The 16,942-nt window shown below is 64.8% G+C and carries 11 protein-coding genes; all 11 read right to left on the bottom strand.

Annotation, left to right across the window (positions count from 1 at the left end):
- Window positions 1-133: 133 nt before the first annotated feature.
- Window positions 134-298, bottom strand: coding sequence for a hypothetical protein (locus ACVOLQ_RS09095; RefSeq protein ID WP_481527755.1), 165 nt, complete (start codon window positions 296-298; stop codon window positions 134-136).
- An 81-nt stretch (window positions 299-379) separates the two neighbouring features.
- Window positions 380-1,864, bottom strand: coding sequence for a YadA-like family protein (locus ACVOLQ_RS09090; protein ID WP_481527754.1), 1,485 nt, complete (start codon window positions 1,862-1,864; stop codon window positions 380-382).
- A gap of 94 nt (window positions 1,865-1,958) precedes the next feature.
- Window positions 1,959-3,791, bottom strand: coding sequence for a sensor histidine kinase (locus ACVOLQ_RS09085; RefSeq protein ID WP_481527753.1), 1,833 nt, complete (start codon window positions 3,789-3,791; stop codon window positions 1,959-1,961).
- On the bottom strand, window positions 3,788-4,447 hold the full coding sequence (locus ACVOLQ_RS09080; RefSeq protein ID WP_481527752.1) for a response regulator transcription factor: 660 nt from the start codon (window positions 4,445-4,447) through the stop codon (window positions 3,788-3,790). Before ACVOLQ_RS09080 ends, ACVOLQ_RS09085 begins: the two co-directional genes overlap by 4 nt.
- A 217-nt stretch (window positions 4,448-4,664) precedes the next feature.
- A complete protein-coding gene (locus tag ACVOLQ_RS09075) occupies window positions 4,665-6,098 on the bottom strand; it encodes a glycoside hydrolase family 47 protein (RefSeq protein ID WP_481527751.1) in 1,434 nt (477 codons plus the stop codon).
- Window positions 6,098-8,809, bottom strand: a complete 2,712-nt coding sequence (locus ACVOLQ_RS09070; protein WP_481527750.1) for a beta-mannosidase — start codon at window positions 8,807-8,809, stop codon at window positions 6,098-6,100. The genes ACVOLQ_RS09075 and ACVOLQ_RS09070 overlap by 1 nt, the downstream gene beginning before the upstream one ends.
- A 174-nt stretch (window positions 8,810-8,983) precedes the next feature.
- On the bottom strand, window positions 8,984-10,216 hold the full coding sequence (locus ACVOLQ_RS09065) for an AGE family epimerase/isomerase (protein WP_481527749.1): 1,233 nt from the start codon (window positions 10,214-10,216) through the stop codon (window positions 8,984-8,986).
- On the bottom strand, window positions 10,213-11,208 hold the full coding sequence (locus ACVOLQ_RS09060; RefSeq protein ID WP_481527748.1) for a carbohydrate kinase family protein: 996 nt from the start codon (window positions 11,206-11,208) through the stop codon (window positions 10,213-10,215). Before ACVOLQ_RS09060 ends, ACVOLQ_RS09065 begins: the two co-directional genes overlap by 4 nt.
- A 6-nt stretch (window positions 11,209-11,214) precedes the next feature.
- Complete coding sequence (fucP, locus tag ACVOLQ_RS09055) at window positions 11,215-12,522, bottom strand: L-fucose:H+ symporter permease (protein WP_313173632.1); 1,308 nt, start codon at window positions 12,520-12,522, stop codon at window positions 11,215-11,217.
- A 43-nt stretch (window positions 12,523-12,565) separates the two neighbouring features.
- Complete coding sequence (locus ACVOLQ_RS09050; protein WP_481527747.1) at window positions 12,566-13,624, bottom strand: LacI family DNA-binding transcriptional regulator; 1,059 nt, start codon at window positions 13,622-13,624, stop codon at window positions 12,566-12,568.
- 98 nt (window positions 13,625-13,722) lie between these two features.
- Window positions 13,723-16,179: a GH92 family glycosyl hydrolase gene (locus tag ACVOLQ_RS09045; protein ID WP_481527746.1), complete on the bottom strand. Its 2,457-nt coding sequence runs from the start codon at window positions 16,177-16,179 to the stop codon at window positions 13,723-13,725.
- Window positions 16,180-16,942 lie beyond the last annotated feature (763 nt).

The following is a 16,942-nucleotide window of genomic DNA, read 5'->3' as shown; positions in this document are numbered from 1 at the left end:
TCCGGTTGTGGGCGGCAGGAGTTTGTCGCAGCGGGGCGCTGTGCACTCCCACTTCCGGTTTGGATGCAGGAAGCATTGAAAAGGTTTAGATCGGCGGCCGGCCCCGCCCCCAGTTGTGCTGGAACCGGTCTACTCAACGCTGCAATAGCGACTGCATGGCCAGTTGTTCGCGCACGGTCACACGCCACGCCTCGCTGCCGGCGGTCCCTTCAATCAGGTTGCGGATGCAGGCGTCGTGGAAGATCCATCGGCTGCAGCATACTCTCGTCGCAGGCCGTGTCACGGCCTGCCGGGACATGCCAGACCGGTCGCTGGGTTCCCCGCCTCGTGCGTCACGCACAAGCGATGAGGCGCAGCCGTCCATCCGCCTGCGCCGGCATCAAAGATCGAGGCCAAAACCAAGGCCTGCGGATTTTTCCCCGCCACCGAAGGCGCCGCCCAACGAGAATGAACCACGCGCCCCCAAGCGCACGCCATAGCCAACCGACAACGCCTGTTCGCCGCCCTGGAAACCCGCACCCACCGCAACCCGACCACGCGCGCTTTGCCCACCGGCTGCATTCATTGCCATGTTGGTCATCGCCGATGTCATCGCCCCCATCCGATCGATGCGCCTGTCCTGATCATGCAGGCGTCGATTCACCCCATCGTTGAAACGGGTGAAGTCATCGCTGAACGCAGCAACGGCTGCATCGGTATACGCCCGCGCGCTGCCAAGCGACTGCGCTGTCGCCGTATCGGTGTACTGGTTGGCCGATGCCAGGGTTGCACTGTCGCCGGCATTCACTTCCGCGCGCACCGCAGCCACGCGGGTGTCGGTATAGCCCGAGGCTGCCGCCAGGGTTGCCGTATCACCTGCATCGGCATGGGCTTGTGCTGCTTGCAGGGCGACGGCCTGGCCGCCGGCCAATTGCTGGTCGGTGTACTGCATTGCAGAGACCAGGGTCGCCGCATCACCGCTGGCAGCGATCGCAGCCAAGCTGCTGTTCTGCGTGGACAGCGCGCTGTCCAACGCTCCCAGTGCGGCCCCTACTTGTTGATAACTGATGTTCTGGACGATGTAGCCTGGAGCGGTGAAGGTGCCGCCAACGTAGCTCGCGTTACCACCAAGCGCAGCTGCCAACGCACCCAGTTGGGTGAGATTGACCGCATCGCTGCCGTTGATGCCAGCAGCCACGTTGCTTATGCGCCTTTTCAGGCTTGCCGAACCCACCGAGACCACGTTGGCGGCACCTTCATCGCTGCTGCCGGCGCCCAGCGCAACCGAGCCACCACCGGCAGCTACCGCGTTCCTGCCAATGGCGACGTTGTTGTCCGTGCCCGCAGCACCCGTGGGGGCCGGGAAACCACAGCACATATCGTTGCCGTTGCCACCATTGCCGGCCTGGCTGCCATTGCCCAACGCGATGTTGTAATTGCCGCCGGCGCCACCATTGCCACCCGTGCCACCGGCGCTGCCCTGACCGGCCCTGCCACCGTTACCCGCACTGCTGTTGGTGCCGAACGCCAGGTTGTAGGTCCCTCCATTGCCACCGATTCCGCCGGTCCCCCCGGCGGTGCCATTTGAGCCCTGGCCGCCCAAGCCGGTGGAACTGCCTTGCCCGAAAGCGGTGTTGCCAGTGGCATTGCCCAGCCCGCCAGCGGAGGTGCTCCAGCCCAGCATGTTCGGGCCTGCAGGGCCGTCGCTGCCCACCCGGCTGCCGTCCTGACAGGCGATGGCACCGGTGGCGGTGTCCTGGGTGCAGGGCGCCGTCGGCGACGTGCCGCCAACCACTTCAGCGGCCTGCGCCGGCAACAATGGCAGCAAAGCAAGCATGGCAGCCGCCGCCAGCGGCCCAGCCTTGGTAACGACATGACGGTTCATTGTGGAATCCCCCGAATCAGCAAGGGAGAAAGCTAATGCCGGGCCCGCCAATCGCGCATCCACGAAATCAGGTAGTCGGCGTACCGTAGGACGGTCACGCCATCAGCGGCAGCACCAGTGCCAGCCGGGTACCCGTGCCGTTGTCAGCAGGTGATACCTGCAGCTCACCACCGAGCCTACGGGCGCGCAACCGCATGCTGGCCAACCCTGCCCCTGTACGCACCGCAACCACGCCGTCAGCGCCCTGCGTCAGACCAACGCCGTCGTCGTCGATGTGCAATTGCAGCTGGTCGCCTTGCCTGCGCAGATGGACGTCCACGCGCTGCGCGTGGCTGTGTTTGAACACATTGGTCAGGCCTTCCTGCAGCAGCCGCAACAGGTCAAGGCTGCGGCTGGCACCCAGCTCGATGCCATCGATGTCCTGCAGGTGCCAGTGGGCCTGGATGTCCACCGCATCCAGCAAGCCACTGGTACGGTGGCGCAGCGGCGCCAGCAGCTCGGTCAGATCCGCCTGTTCGCGGGCGGTGCTGTCGATCACCAGGCGCAGGTCATCTCGCATTTCGCGTAGCACGCCGATGACCTTCTGCCGCGGCATGTCCTCCGGCGCCTGCTCCAGGCGGGCGATGGCGCCTACCAAGGTGCCCCCGAAACCGTCGTGCAGGTCACGCACCAGCTGCAGGCGCTCACCGGCGCGGCTATGGGCCAATTCCAAGGCATGCTGCTGTTGCAGGTTGTCCGCCAACTGCGTGGTGGCCAGCTGCACCTCATTGCGCAGCTCGGCATTGAAGCCTTCCACCCGCTGCATGGTGTTGGCGAAGCGGTACGCCAGCACGAAGCCCATGCCGAGCAGCATCAGCGGTGAGGTGAACGAACCCAAGTAGCTGACGCCACCATACCAACCCATGTACACGCCAAGGTCATGCAGCGATACCGCAATCGGCAGGATGATGCACAACGCCAGCACCTGGTAATCACGCCGGCCACTGCGCAACGCATAGCCCATGAAGGTAAACGACACCGCGTACAGGAAGGCAATGGTCGGCACCAGGTAGAGGTTGCGGTTCGGCCCCATCCATTGCGGCCACAGCAAGGCACCCGCCATCACCAGCACTGCAATGGCCAGCAACACGCGCTCCAAACGCGGCCAGCGCCGCTCGCAGAACCGCAGCAGGAAGACAGTATGGGCAGCAGCGCCGGCCACGTAGCAGGCACCAATGAAGGCTTGCCAGCCATCGGTGGTAGGGAACGGCCACGGGCTGCTGGCAAAAAAATTACTGTCGTACAGGCGTCCGAACACCGCGCTCAACGCATACCAGCCATACATCGACTCCTTGCGCCGCAGCAGCCAGAACATGCCGATCACTGCCGCCAGCACGAAACCAATCGCACTATCCAGCACCTGCAGGTCATGGCGGACGAAAACCTCCTTGCGGAAGCGTGCCTGCAAGGCCTGCGGGTCGCCTACATCCACCACCCCCAGCGAAGGCTGGTAGGCCGCCAGGCCAGAAACCCGCACCAGCAGTTCGTTCTCGCCCTGTTTCAGCAACGGCGACTGCAACAGAAAATAGCGCGGCACATGCCAGATGCGTGACAGCGGTTCGACCAGCGAGGGATCGCGATCAATCAGGCTGCCATTGAGGTAGACCGCGGCAGCCATGCAGGTGTAATCCAACAGCAATCCAGTGGGCTGATCCGCGTCCCCTTGCTGCCAACGCAGTCGATACCAGACCACGCCATCATGATCCGGCCAGCGGGTCTGCCACTGGTCAGCCAATGGCACCTGCACCCAGCCTTGCACGGGCGCTGCGGGCGACTGCCAGTCCGCGCGCACCGCCTCTGCATGGGCAATGCGGATGACCTCCGTTGCCTGTGCATGGGCGAGGGCCGCGCACGCCGACAACAGCACCAGCAGCAGCCAGCGGATCAAGGCAGCAATCCCATCGCACGGGCTTCGTATACCGCTGCGGTCCGCGAACCTACCGCAAGCTTGCGATAGATATTGCGGGTGTGCGCCTCGATGGTCAGCCGGGAGAGCCCCAGCAACTCGGCGATCTCGCGATTGCCATAGCCTTGCGCGACATGGTTGAGAATGCCGAGTTCGCGCTCGGACAGGTGCACGCTTGGCGTTGCCGGTGCAGCAACCGGTGCCTGCACAACGGGCAGCAAGGACAGAATGCGCCGCGCGATCATCGGGTCGATCGGCGCGCCGCCACGTTGCAGGCTGCGCAGTGCAACCGTCAGCTCGATGTCCTCCCGGTCCTTGAGCAGGTAGCCTGCGGCGCCGGCGCGCAATGCAGCGAAGATGCTCTCTTCCTCCGCAAACGCGGACACGATCACTGCTTGCAGTTGCGGCACATGCTGCTGCATCCAACCGACAAGTTCGATGCCGGTGCCGTCGGGTAGTTGCATGTCGACCAGGGCGAGGTCGAACTGATGGGCTTGCAGGAGTGCAAGGGCACTGCCGAGGCTGTCGGCGGTGTGAATGCGTGTCTGTTGGTCCGTCAGTAATTCGGACACGAGCCTGACCAGCCTCGCCAGCGAAGCTGCGTCGTCGTCGATGATCAGGATGGAAGACAGCTCCATCGGCCCCCGCCATGGTCTCCGTTGTGGCGGAGTTTAGCGTGCTCTTACGGTTGGCTTGTGATGGGGGCAGGCGCTTAAGCTGGTTAGGGCAGTCTGGCAACGCCCAGCCTTTCCACATTGGCAACCAAGGGGAGGAAGTCCAAGGGCACAAGCTGCCCTCACCCCAACCCCTCTCCCGCGTGCGGGAGAGGGGCTCAAGCGTTGCAACTGCTTGGCTTTACCAGGTACGACGCAGCGGGTGGGCTTCGGTGTTGAAGACGATGCCGTCGAAGTCCAGGGTCTTGGCCGGGGCGAACAGCAGGTAGTAGTACTTGAACGTCTCGGCGAACAGGAAGCTCTCCATCGAGTCGTCCTTCTCCTTGCTGCGGACATCCTTCAGCGCGGCGAAGCCATGATCGGTGCGGGTGTAGCGCACGAAGTCATCGAAGAACTCCTTGCCCATGCCGCGGTAGCGTGCATCACCGGTGTAATGGTGCAGGTAGTACGCGGACTCGACGATCTCCGGGCGCAGGGCGTAACCCGGCGAGCGCACTTCCATCTTGGCGTAGTCCAGCGACTCCGGCTCGATGTCGTGCAGGCGCCACATCTTCAGGTTGGACTCCTGCAGGCGCTTGGCGCGGTCCAGGTCGCCGCCCAGGGCAAGCAGGCCCGGCATGAACGCGTCGAGCGCACCGTAGGTGGTGGAGGTGCGGGCGCCGGTGTCCATGTCGGCGTGGCCGTACCACAGCTCGCCTTCGCGTGATTCATCGGCCAGGTACTGGTTGATCGGGCCGATGCTCTCGTCCCACATCTTCTTGCAGTCTTCGTCGCCGAACAGCTTCCAGCACTTGAGCAGGTACTCGTAGTACGAGTCGATGCCGCCAGCGATCGAGGCGTCCTTGTTGGTCCACTCGCCGGTCTCGACGTTGATGTTCAGGCCAACGAGGCCAATCTTGGAACGGCGCTTGTGGGTTTCCACCAACGCACGCTTGGCCTTGTCGTAGTAGGCCTGCTTGCCGGTGAGCTTGGCCAGGGTGCCGAACTCCAGCAGCAGCGTGCCGGTTTCAGCCGGGTTGCTGATCTTGCCGCTGGTCTTGCCGGTGTGCAGGTTGACGTGGGTGTACGGCAGGCCGGTCGGGCTGTCGAACACCGGCGACAGGCGCGTGCCCAGGTCGTCGGCGAGCTTGAGCAGGCGCTCGTCGTTGGTCATCTGGTAGGCCGACAGCAGGCCACCAAGCAGACGGATGGTGACCTCGAAGTTCTGCACGTCGATGTCCTGGTCGAAGGACAGCTGGGTGACGATCAGCTCGCGCGCTTCGTTGGCTTCCTTGTCCAGGCCGAGCAGCAGCAGCGTGTCCAGGGCGTCGACCGGCGACATCAGCAGCGGCTTGGGGTACCAGTCGCGCGGCTGGCCGCTGAGCGGCTTGAGGTCGTCGTGGCCCTTGGCGTACTGCATGTAACCCTGCCAGGCGTGGCGGGTGGCCTCACGGACCTGCTCGGCCATGCGTGCGGCTTCGGCGTCATCGACAGCCGGCAGGGCGGCATCGGCCGGTGCAGCAGCTGTGGCCGGTGCAGCCGGAGTGGTGGCGGGAGCGGCAGCCTGCTGGCTGCAGGCGGAAAGCGCCAGCATCAGCGCGGCGACCAGGGGGGCGGTACGCAGGGAACGGGTCATCAGTGGATCCTCTCGACGGAAGCGTTGTCTTGCGATGCAACGGGACGGGACTGCAGGGTGTCGCCCAGCGTCTGCAGGTGCAGGGCTGTGCGCAGGGTGGAAAGCGGTGCGGTGCTGCGAACGACCAGCGTGCGGGTCTGGCCGGGCAGCAGATCGAAGGCGTTGTCCTCGACGCTGGCGTTGGCCTTGTCAACGCCGATCCAGATGCCACGCACCAGCTTGTCGGCGCGCAGCTCCAGCAGGTAGTGATCGCCTTCGGCACGCAGCGCGCTGTGCAACTGCGCCGGCTGCAGCGCCTGCTGCTTGGCGGCGGTGAAATACACCAGGCGCTGCGCGATCAGTGTGTCGCCACGCAGCAGCTCGAACACCGCCACAGTGCGGTGCGGGTCGGCGCCCTGCAGCAGCTCGGCATCGCTGAAGCGCGCCACCTCGGTGGCCGAGCCGGCCGGCAAGCGGATGGCCTTGTGCTGCTGCTGCAACGGACGGCCATCAAAATCCAGTACACGTACACGCCACTGCGCCTGCACTGCGTCAGCACCATCGTTGAGCAGGCTCACACGGGTACTGCCTTCATCGCGCAACGCGGCCACCGCCACTTCGGCGAAGAAGCGGCGGGCATGGAAGTTCAGCGCCTTCCAGTTGCCGTAGTAGTCCACGCTGGACCAGGACGCGCCCGGCCACACGTCGTTGAGCTGCCAGTACAGCGACCCCATCGTGTAGGGTCGCGAGGCGCGGTGGTGCAGGGCCGCCAGCTCAATACCCTCGGCCTGCATCATCTGGCTGAGGTAGATGAAGTCGGCGAAGTTGCGCGGCGTGCCGAACTCCATCTCGATGTAGTGCAGCAGGCGCTCATTGCCCTTGCCGGCGAGGAATTTCTGGTGAGCTTCGATCACCGGCCCATCGATGTGCTGTTCGTCCGCGGTGGCAAAGGCGTCGACCGTGGACAGCTGCGGCCAGGCCTGCAGACCATACTCGGACATGAAGCGCGGGGTTTCCTTCAGGTAAGCCGTCGGCGGCAGCGCCGGGTTGCCCCAGACTTCCCAGTAATGCTTGTCACCGCGGCGCGAGTCGTTGGCCTTGCTGTCCAGGTCATTGCTGGGCGAGCTGGACCAGTACGGCACGCCCAGGCTTTCCTCGGCAACGACCTTGCGCAGGTCCGTGCCGAACAGGTCCACATAACCCTGCCAGACCTTCGCGGCAAACACCGGGTCGGCCTCCTTCAAGGTCTTGCCGTGGCCCCAATCCTTCCACGCGGTTTCTTCCTCGTTGTTGCCACACCACAGCACGATGCTGGGGTGGTGGCGCAGGCGACGGATGTTGTCTCGTGCCTCGGCCACCACATTGGCGCGGAACGCGGGGTCATAGCCGGGCTGCATGCCGCCGCCGAACATGAAGTCCTGCCAGACCAGCAGGCCGAGTTCGTCGGCGATGTCGAAGAAGTCATCGTCTTCGTAGTAACCGCCGCCCCAATTGCGCAGCATGTTCATGTTGGCATCGCGTGCGGCCTGCAGGTCGCGGCGCAGGCGCTCGCGCGTGACCCGTGCCGGGAAGGCATCAAACGGAATCACGTTTGCGCCCTTGGCGAACACCGGCACGCCATTGATGACGAAGCCGAAGCCCTGCCCGCCGTCCTTGTCCTCTTCGCGCTGCAGTTGCACGCTGCGCAGGCCGATGCGGATGCTGGACGTCAGCGCATCCTGCTTGCCCTCACCCAGCCGCGCCTGCACGGTGTAGCGATCCTGCGCGCCATAGCCCACCGGCCACCAGCGCCGCGGCTTGTCGATCTGCAGCGGCAGCGACACCGTGTTCTCGCCAAGCTGCAGCGCGATCTCGCGCGTGACCTGCGCAACCGGCTTGCCCTCCGGATCACGCACATCGATGACGACCTGCTGGGTGGCGGCGGCATCGGCCTGCTCCACCTGCAGCAGCACGCTCAAGCGTGCCTTGTCCGCATCCAGCGCATCGGTGCGTACTGCCAGATCGGTGATGCGCTGCTGATCCCAGCTGTCCAGGTGCACCTGTCGCCAGACACCGGCAGTGACATAGCGCGGGCCCCAATCCCAGCCGAAGTGATAGGCCGGCTTGCGCACGAAGTTGCCGACCATCGCGTCCCTGGGCTCATCGCCGTAGGGCGAAGGATAGTTGCCGGCGATCTTGTGCGGCATCGCCTGCACCTGCGGCAGCAAGGTGCGGATCGGCGAGCGGAACACGATCTGCAGTTCATTGCCCTGTGCGCGCAGGCGGCCATCCACGCGGGCACGCCAGGTGCGGTGCGCATTGTCGGCCTTCAGCAGCGGCTGGCCGTTGAGGCGAACCTCGGCGAAGGTGTCCAGGCCATCGAAACTCAACTCGGCATGCGGACGCGCCAGGCTTGCGGCATCCACGTCGAAGCGGGCGCGGTATTCCCAGTCGCCCAGCCCAATCCATTGCAGCCCCGCTTCCGCAGCGCCCACGTAGGGATCTGCAATCAGGCCAGCCGCCATCAGGTCGGTATGCACGCTGCCCGGCACCGTGGCCGGCTTCCATGCATCCATGCCCGGATGCGCCTGCAGCTGCGCATCACCGGGCAGCAGACGGAAGCTCCATTGCGCCTGCAATGGTGCGGCCACGGCTGCGCTGGACGCCAGCGACAACGCGCACAACAACAGACCACGGCATGCGCGTTGAGCAAGAATTTGTATCGATCCAAACTTCGTGTGCGCTTGCTGCATGCCATCTCCTCCCTAGTGTTGCTTGCGGTTTGCCTTACCGAGTACCGCAGGCGGTTAACCGCCGCCAAAAAAATCCGAAACTACGCTTGCCTTGAAATCCGCTGCTGGAGCCAAGAGCAGGAGCGATCCCCGCCTGCGCGGGGATGACGACTGAAACGACGCGAATGCTGTTGGTCAGCTTTCGCGCACCACATTCAACACTTCGTGGCAGGCGCCCATGGTGTGGTAATCGGTCTTGCCGGCCGGGCTCTTCTCGTCGTCGTACTTGCGGTTGTCGGCATCGAGGATGCGGAACCATGCGCCGTAGCGATGGTCGACGAAGTACTGCCAAGAATACGCCCACAGCCGCTCGTACCACTCCCAGTAGCCGGCACCGCCGGTGCGCTTGGCCAGCAGCGCGGCGGCCGCCAACGACTCAGCCTGCACCCAGAAATACTTGTCGCCATCGCATACGAAACTGTCGCCACCAATCGCCGCGCCATCCATGTTGGGCTGGCGGCGCGATTCCGGTGCAAAGCCGTAATACAGGCCGCCGCGCGCTTCGTCCCACGAACGCACCATCGACGTATCGAACAGATGCCGCGCAGTCGGCACCAGCCAATCGGCATCAACATGACGGTCGAGGATCATCAACAGCTTGGCCCACTCGGTCTGGTGACCGGGCTGGAACCCCCACGGACGGAACAGGTGCTTGGGATTGTCCAGGTTGTAGTTCCAATCGATGTTCCAATCGATGTCGTAGTGCTCCCAGACCAGGCCGCCGGCCTTGGCCGCCTGCCGGCGGGTCATGTTGTCGGCAAGCTGCAGTGCGCGTTGCAGGTAGCGTTGTTCGCCGCTGGCCTCGAACGCGGCCAGCATGGCTTCGCACATATGCATGTTGGCGTTCTGGCCGCGGTAACCGGTGAAGTTCCAGTTGGCGTCGGCTTCGTCGCGGTACAGGCCGTGCTGCGGCTCCCAGAAGTGGCGCTCCAGCAGCTGCCAGGTCTCGTCCATCCATTCACGGCCCTGCTCGATGCCGGCCTTCAGCGCGCAGCTATAGGCCAGCAGCACGAAGGCCACGCCGTAGCAGTGGTTCATGTCGTCCTCGACCTTGCCATCGCGCAAGGTCCAGGCGTAGCCGCCGGTGGCCGGATTGCGATGCACCTCGCGCAGGTAACGCACGCCATGCCTCACCGCATCCAGATACTCGGCGTTGCCGTACTCGCGGTAGGCCATCGCATAGTTGAAGACGAAGCGGGTGCTGCTGACCAGGTGGCGATGGCTGCGGTCGTAGATGCTGCCGTCGTCGCGGTAGTAATGGAAGAAGCCGCCATCGGCATCGATGCAATGCGGATGGTAGAAGGCCATCGTGTCGGCGATATGCGCGCGCAGGAAGGCTGGGGAGCGGAAATCGGGCGTGGTGGTCATGCGAGGGCTTCCTGTTGCTGCAGCAGATGCTGCACTTCGTTCAAGCTTGGCATTGCCGCAAAGGCGCCCTTGCGGGTCACCGCCAATGCGCCCACCGCTGCGGCGAAGCGCAGCGTGCCATTGATTGCGTTCGGGGTCTGGCAGAACGCGGCGAAACCCGCGCCTGCACCACCGCGCTCGACCAGCCCGACCAGTACGCCGCCGACAAACGCATCACCCGCAGCGGTGGTATCCACCGCCTGCACGCGGAAGCTTGGCACTTCGCCCTGGCCATGGCGGGTGTACCAGCGCAGCGTGCCGGCACCGTCGGTGATGATCACCCAGCGTGCCTGCGCGGCAAGCAGGCGCTGCAGCACCTGAGCCTCGCCATCGGTGCCCAGTGGCGCGGCCAGGTAATCCAGTTCCTCGCGCGAGAGCTTGATCAGGTCGGCGCGTTCCAGCGCCTGCCACAGCCGCGGTGAGGGATCGACACCCGCCGGCCACAGCGCAGGGCGCAGGTTCAGATCCAGGCTGACCACGGCGCCAGCGGCGCGAGCACGCTGCATGCCCTCGAACGTGGCCGCGGCAATATCCGCTTCGGTCAGGCTGTTGGAGCAGACATGGAAGCAGGCCGTGCCATCAAAGCAGGCCGGCAGATAGTGCTCGGCGCGGAACAGCAGGTCCGCCGCCGGCGGCCGGTAGAAGCTGAAGCTGCGCTCGCCATGTGCGTCCAGCGCGACAAAGGCCAGCGCGGTCTTGGCTGCGTCGGTGCGCACGATGCAGTCGGTCTCGACCCCGGCCTGCTGCAGGCTCTCCAACAGGAAGTCGCCAAACATGTCGCGGCCCAGCATGCCGGCGAAATGGCTGCTGGCACCCAACCGCGCGGCCGCCACTGCGACGTTGGCGGGGGCACCGCCTGCGTACTGCAGGAAGGCGCGCGGGGTGTCCGCCGAGGCCGGTGGCTGCGCTAATAGATCGATCAAAATCTCGCCGAAACAAACAATCTTGCCCATCTGGCCTTAGTCCTGTTGGGTAACGCCGGTGCTGGTACGCGAACCGACCAGCCCGTAGAAAATGATGTAGCCGTAGCACAGCAACGGCAGTACGAATGAATGGTGGACACCGATGCGGTCGGCCAGCACGCCCTGCAGGAACGGCACCACCGCGCCGCCGACAATGGCCATGATCAACAGGCTGGAGGCCTTGTTGGTCAACGGCCCCAGGCGCTCGATGCCGAGCGCGAAGATGGTCGGGAACATGATCGAGTTGAACAGGCCGATCGCCACCACCGAATACAAGGCCACGTGACCTTCGGTGCCCATGGTCAGTGCCAGCAAGCCCACGTTGATCAGCGCAAACAACGCCAGCAACTTGCGCGGCGAGAAGCGTACCAGCAGCAGCGAACCGGCAAAGCGGCCGATCATCGCCATGGTCCAGTACAGCGACACATAGTGCGTGGCCTGCTGTTCACTGAAGCCGCCGATATTGGGCAGCGACAGGTAGTTGACCAGGAAACTGCCGATCGAGACCTCGGCGCCCACGTAGAAGAAGATGCCCAGCACGCCGAACAGCAGGTGCTTGTGGCGCAGCGCATCGCCATAGCTGTGGCGTGCGCTGTCGGCCTGCTCGCTGTTCTCACTCAGCGCCGGCAGACGGAACAGGAACACGAAAAGCGCCAGCAGGAACAGGGCCACTGCCAGGCCGAGATACGGCCCCTGTACCGACTGCGCTTCCTGCGCGCGGTAGGCCACCTGCTCGGCCAGCGGCAATGCCTTGAGCTCGTCGGCGCTCTTGACCGTGTTGCCGAGGATCAGCATGCCGCCGAAGATCGGTGCGATCGCCGTACCCAGTGAATTCAAGGCCTGCGCCAGCGTCAGACGGCTGGAGCTGGTGCGTTCCGGGCCAAGCAGCGCAACATAGGGATTGGCGGCCACCTGCAACACGGTGATGCCGGTCGCCAGTACGAACAGAGCCGCAAGGAAGGCGCCGTAAACACGCAGCTCCGCCGCCGGCCAGAAGCCGAGTGCGCCGATGCCGGCGATCACCAGTCCCGCCACAATGCCTTGCTTGTAGCCCAGTTTCGCCACCAGACGACCGGCCGGCAGCGACATCAGGAAGTAGGCGCCAAAGAAGGTGAACTGCACCAGCATCGCCTGGGTGTAGTTCAGCTCGAACACCGATTTCAGGTGCGGGATCAGGATGTCATTGAGACAGGTAAGAAAGCCCCACATGAAGAAGATGGTGGTCGCCACCGCCAAGGCCACACGTGTATTGACCACGGGCGCCGACTGGCTTGATGTGGATGACGGCGATGTTGGTATGTGCATGTGGGCTGCCTGGATACGGTAATCGGGAAATGGGGTTGAGGAGTCAGCTTGGTCTTGCTGCACTGCTCTCGCGGATCCGCAGGTGCACCGGTGCGACCGTGCGCATCGGTGCCGCATCCGGGTTGTCCAGGCGCTGTAGCAACAGGGCTGCAGCCTGCCGGCCACGTTCGCGCGGATCAGCGGTCAGCGTGGTCAACGGCGGTACCGCGACCGCGGCCTCGGAGATATCGTCGAAGCCGGTAACGGCAAAGTCGCCGCCCGGGCGTATGCCACGCGAAGTCAGGCCCAGCATCAGGCCCAGTGCAACCGTGTCGTTGTAGCAGACCGCCGCGCTGGGGCGCTGTGCGCCTTCGAACAATTCGCCGGTACGTGCAGCCGCTTCCAGACGGTTGGGTGCGGACTCGATCAACCAGTCCGCATGGAAGGGCAAGCCGGCCTCGCTCAAGGCCTGCTGGTAGCCGAGGCGGCGCTGCGCGCAGGAACTGGATGCCCCATGCCCGCCAAAGAACGCGATATCACGATGACCGCGTTCGATCAGGTGACGGGTTGCCATGTACGCGCCGTGCTGGTTGTCCAGGGTGAGGAAATCCCAGTCAGCGCCGACCAGTTCACGGTTGAACAACAGCACGTTGGCATGCGCACCCAATACATGGCGCAACTCTTCGGCATCGCTGCCTTCAGCCGGCGACAGGATGAAACCGGTCGGCGTGTGTTCCATCAAGGTGCTCAACACCGCCTGCTGGCGCTGCGGCGATTCGCCGGTGCTGCCGAGCAGGGTCACGAAGCCCTTGCCACCCAAGGCCTCGTCCACGCCGGAGGCGAACTCGGCGAAGAACGGGTTGGACAGATCGTTGATCACCAGCGCGATCGACGACGAGGTACGCCGGCGCAGGTTTGCAGCGGTGCGGTTATACACATAACGCTGCTTGCGCAGTTCCGCCTCGACCTTGGCGCGGGTGTCGACATTGACCAGGGGGCTGCCGCGCAGCACCAGCGACACAGTCGCCCGCGACACGCCCACCGCCTGTGCGATGTCGGTGACGGTGACCGCGCGTTGGCCGGCCTTGCGTGCGCCCTTGGCGCCGGTAGAAGTGTCTTTCATCATTTCCGCTGCGGTTCCGGGATGCGCCAAGCCTAAAGGATCACGGCCAGCGCTTGCGCTGCCCGTGCCCTTCTTCCCGGTCTTGGCGCTGCCCGTGCTCACGGCTGGGCGCTGCCCGGGGTGGCGCAGTACGACACCGGCAGGTCGGCCTGTGCGGTGCCCCAACCCTGCTCCGGTGCCTGCGCACCCAGGGTGAAGCGCACATCGCCGCCCTGCTGCAGGCGCTGCCAATCCAGCCACACCGCCGGCTGCGGCTTGCCATCAACCTGCACGCTCTGGATGTACTGCAGGCTGCGCGGATCGGCGCCCGGTGCCTGCAGGCGCAGCGTGCGGCCATTGCCCAGGGTGATCTCGGCCTTGCTGTAGCGCGGCGCATGCAGCAGGAACTGGCCACTGCCCGGCACTGCCGGGTACAGGCCCAGCGCACTGAACAGGTACCAGGCCGACATCGTGCCCAGATCATCATTGCCGGTGACGCCGTTAGGCGCATTGGTGAACAGCTGCTGCGCGGCGCGAACCACGGTGGCGGTCTTCCACGGCTGGCCGATCAGCGTATACATCCACGGTGAATGCAGGTCAGGCTCGTTGTTCGGGTTGTAGCGGTACTGGTTGTAATAGCTGTACGGGCCAACCACCCATTCCTTGCGGGCAGCGGTCAGCGGTGACTGCAGCAGCGCGTCATAGGCGAAGAACGCATCCAGACGCTTGCCGGCCTGCTCGCGGCCATGCATCGCCTGCAACATGCCGGGCACGTCCTGCTGCACCAGCCACTGGTATTGCCAACCCGTGCCTTCGTGGAAGCCATGCTGCGAGCGCGGGCTGTACTGGCCGTTGGCCGGCGTATACCACTTGCCGTTCTCGTCACGCGGACGCGGGAAGCCGGTGAAGCCGGTTTCGGCATCGCGTACATCCGCATCCCATACCTTGTGCCAGTTGCCACCGCGTGCGCGCAGCGTCGCTGCATCGTCGGCGTGGCCGAGGCCATCGGCCATCTGCGCCAGCGCGCAATCGGCCAGGGCGTATTCCAGCGTTGCCGAGCCGCCGTGGTGCGGGTCCACGTCCATGCCCTTGGACGGGAAGGCACGGTCATAGGCCACATAACCATTGGCGAGATAGCTGGCATTGCCGGAACGGCCGGCCATACGCGAATTGATCGGCGGCATCTCGAAGGCATTGCGGCGCAGCGCGCCCCAGGCTTCCGCCTCGCGCCCCTTCAGCGCGCCAAAGCGCCACAGGTCGACCATGAATGGCGTCACCGGGTCTCCGGTCATCACATTGGTTTCGAAGTTGGCATAGCCCCAGCGCGGCAACCAGCCACCCTGTTCGTTGATGGCCAGCAGGCTGCGGCCGATATCGCGCGCGACTTCCGGGCGGGTCAGTGCCAGCCACTGGTTCTGCGTGCGGTAGGTATCCCACAGCGAGAAGTACTCGTAATAGGTCCAACCATCGGCGCGATGGATGACATCGTCATAGCCGCGATAACGGCCGTCAGCATCACTGCCGGTCATCGGCTGCAGCAGCGCATGGTAGAGCGCGGTGTACAGCACGGTGCGATCATCGGCGCTTGCGCCTTCTACCTTGACGCTGCCCAGTTGTTCGCGCCACTGCGCTTGCGACAGCGCGCGCATGCGATCGAAGCTCAGCAGCTTGCCGCCCTGCATGCCATCGCTGCGCAGGTTGTTGCGTGCGCCTTCGGCATCCACATGCGAGATCGCACTGGTAGCGGTGACGCTGCGGCCGCCGGCCAGATCAAAGCTCAACCACGCGCCATTGGGCTTGGCTTCGCCTTCCATGCTGTGGCGTGCGCCGGGCAGGCCGCCTTCCTCACCCCAGGTGCCATGGGCCTTGAACGGCCGATCGAACTCGATGCGGAACCAGGTGGTGTACTGGTGGCCGCCACAGAAACTCTTGGTGACCAGCTTGCCTTCCACCGCGCGGTCGCCGACCACATCGATGACGCTGCCGATCACCGAATGGCGTTCGTTGGCCTGGGCCACATTGACCAGCACCTGGCCTTCGCTGACGCCCGCGCTGAAGGTATAGCGCTCGGCGGCGGCGCGGGTCAGCGCGGTGGTTTCCACGTCGATGCCGCGGTAATCGGTCAGGCGAACCTTGTAGTAGCCAGCCTGGCCGACTTCGCCATCGTGGCTGTACGCCGAGGCGTAGTTCTTGTGGTCGAAGCGCTTGGGGTCCTTGGTATCGAAATCACCACCGGGACCGATGCTGCCGGTGACCGGCAACACCGAGACCTGCCCGCCCTGCTCCCAGCAACCTGCGCCGGAGATGAAGGAATGACCGAAGCCGCGGATCTTCTCGTCGTCATAGCGCCAGCCGGAGTAGTGGCTGCCGATCGGGCTGACCTGGATCAGGCCGAACGGCGCCGATGCGCCCGGGAAGGTGTTGCCGTCGTCCTTGCTGCCGATGAAGGTATTGACCTCGCGTTCCAGCGCAGCCGAGGGTGCGGCCTGCAGCAGCGGTGCGACGCCCAGCGCCAGCAGGCAGGCTGCCGTTGCCAGCAGGCGGCGGGGAGGTGCGAAGGTCGGCGATCGGCTCATGCGTTGGATCCTTGGGTCGGTCGGTGTGGCGTGGATGGCATTGCGGCAAAGGGTGGCCCGGACCAGCCGGGCCGCTGATGTCCAGCCCATCCGGGAACGGGATGGGGAGAGATGCCAGGCATCAGCAAAAACGGGCGGCCCCGGCACCTGCCCCGACAGCCGTCACGACAGCGGCTGGTGGGTGCGAGTACCGAACAACGGGCCATGCAAAGCGTGCTTGCAGCAATGTTTTCAGTGAGTTGCGGCAGACAAAGGCGCGCCCTGCGCAGCCCCTTCTGCTTCCCCCGCATCACATTGCCGAAAATTTAGATCGATCCAAGTAAAGCATGAGCATTTCGCCCAGCGCATTCTGCGGCGCAACATCGGAGCGAAAATCCCCACCTGTAGTGCCGAGCCATGCTCGGCAGGGGCTTTCCCGGCAAAGCCCGAAAGCCGCCCTCACCCCAACCCCTCTCCCGTAAACGGGAGAGGGGCTTGTAGTGCCGAGCCATGCTCGGCAGAGGCCTTCCCGGTAAAGCCCCAACAGCCCCCCCCTCCCCAGCCCTCCCCTTGGCCTGCGGCCAAAGGGAGGGAGCCAAGCGTAGTGCCGAGCCATGCTCGGCAGAGGCCTTCCCGGTAAAGCCCCAACAGCCAACCCCTCCCCAGCCCTCCCCTTGGCCTGCGGCCAAAGGGAGGGAGCCAAGCGTAGTGCCGAGCCATGCTCGGCAGAGGCCTTCCCGGTAAAGCCTCAACAGCCAACCCCTCCCCAGCCCTCCCCTTGGCC

This window comes from Stenotrophomonas sp. STEN031 (assembly GCF_056759975.1).
Note: the sequence above shows the minus strand (reverse complement) of the source record. Positions and strands in the feature narration are given on the sequence as shown.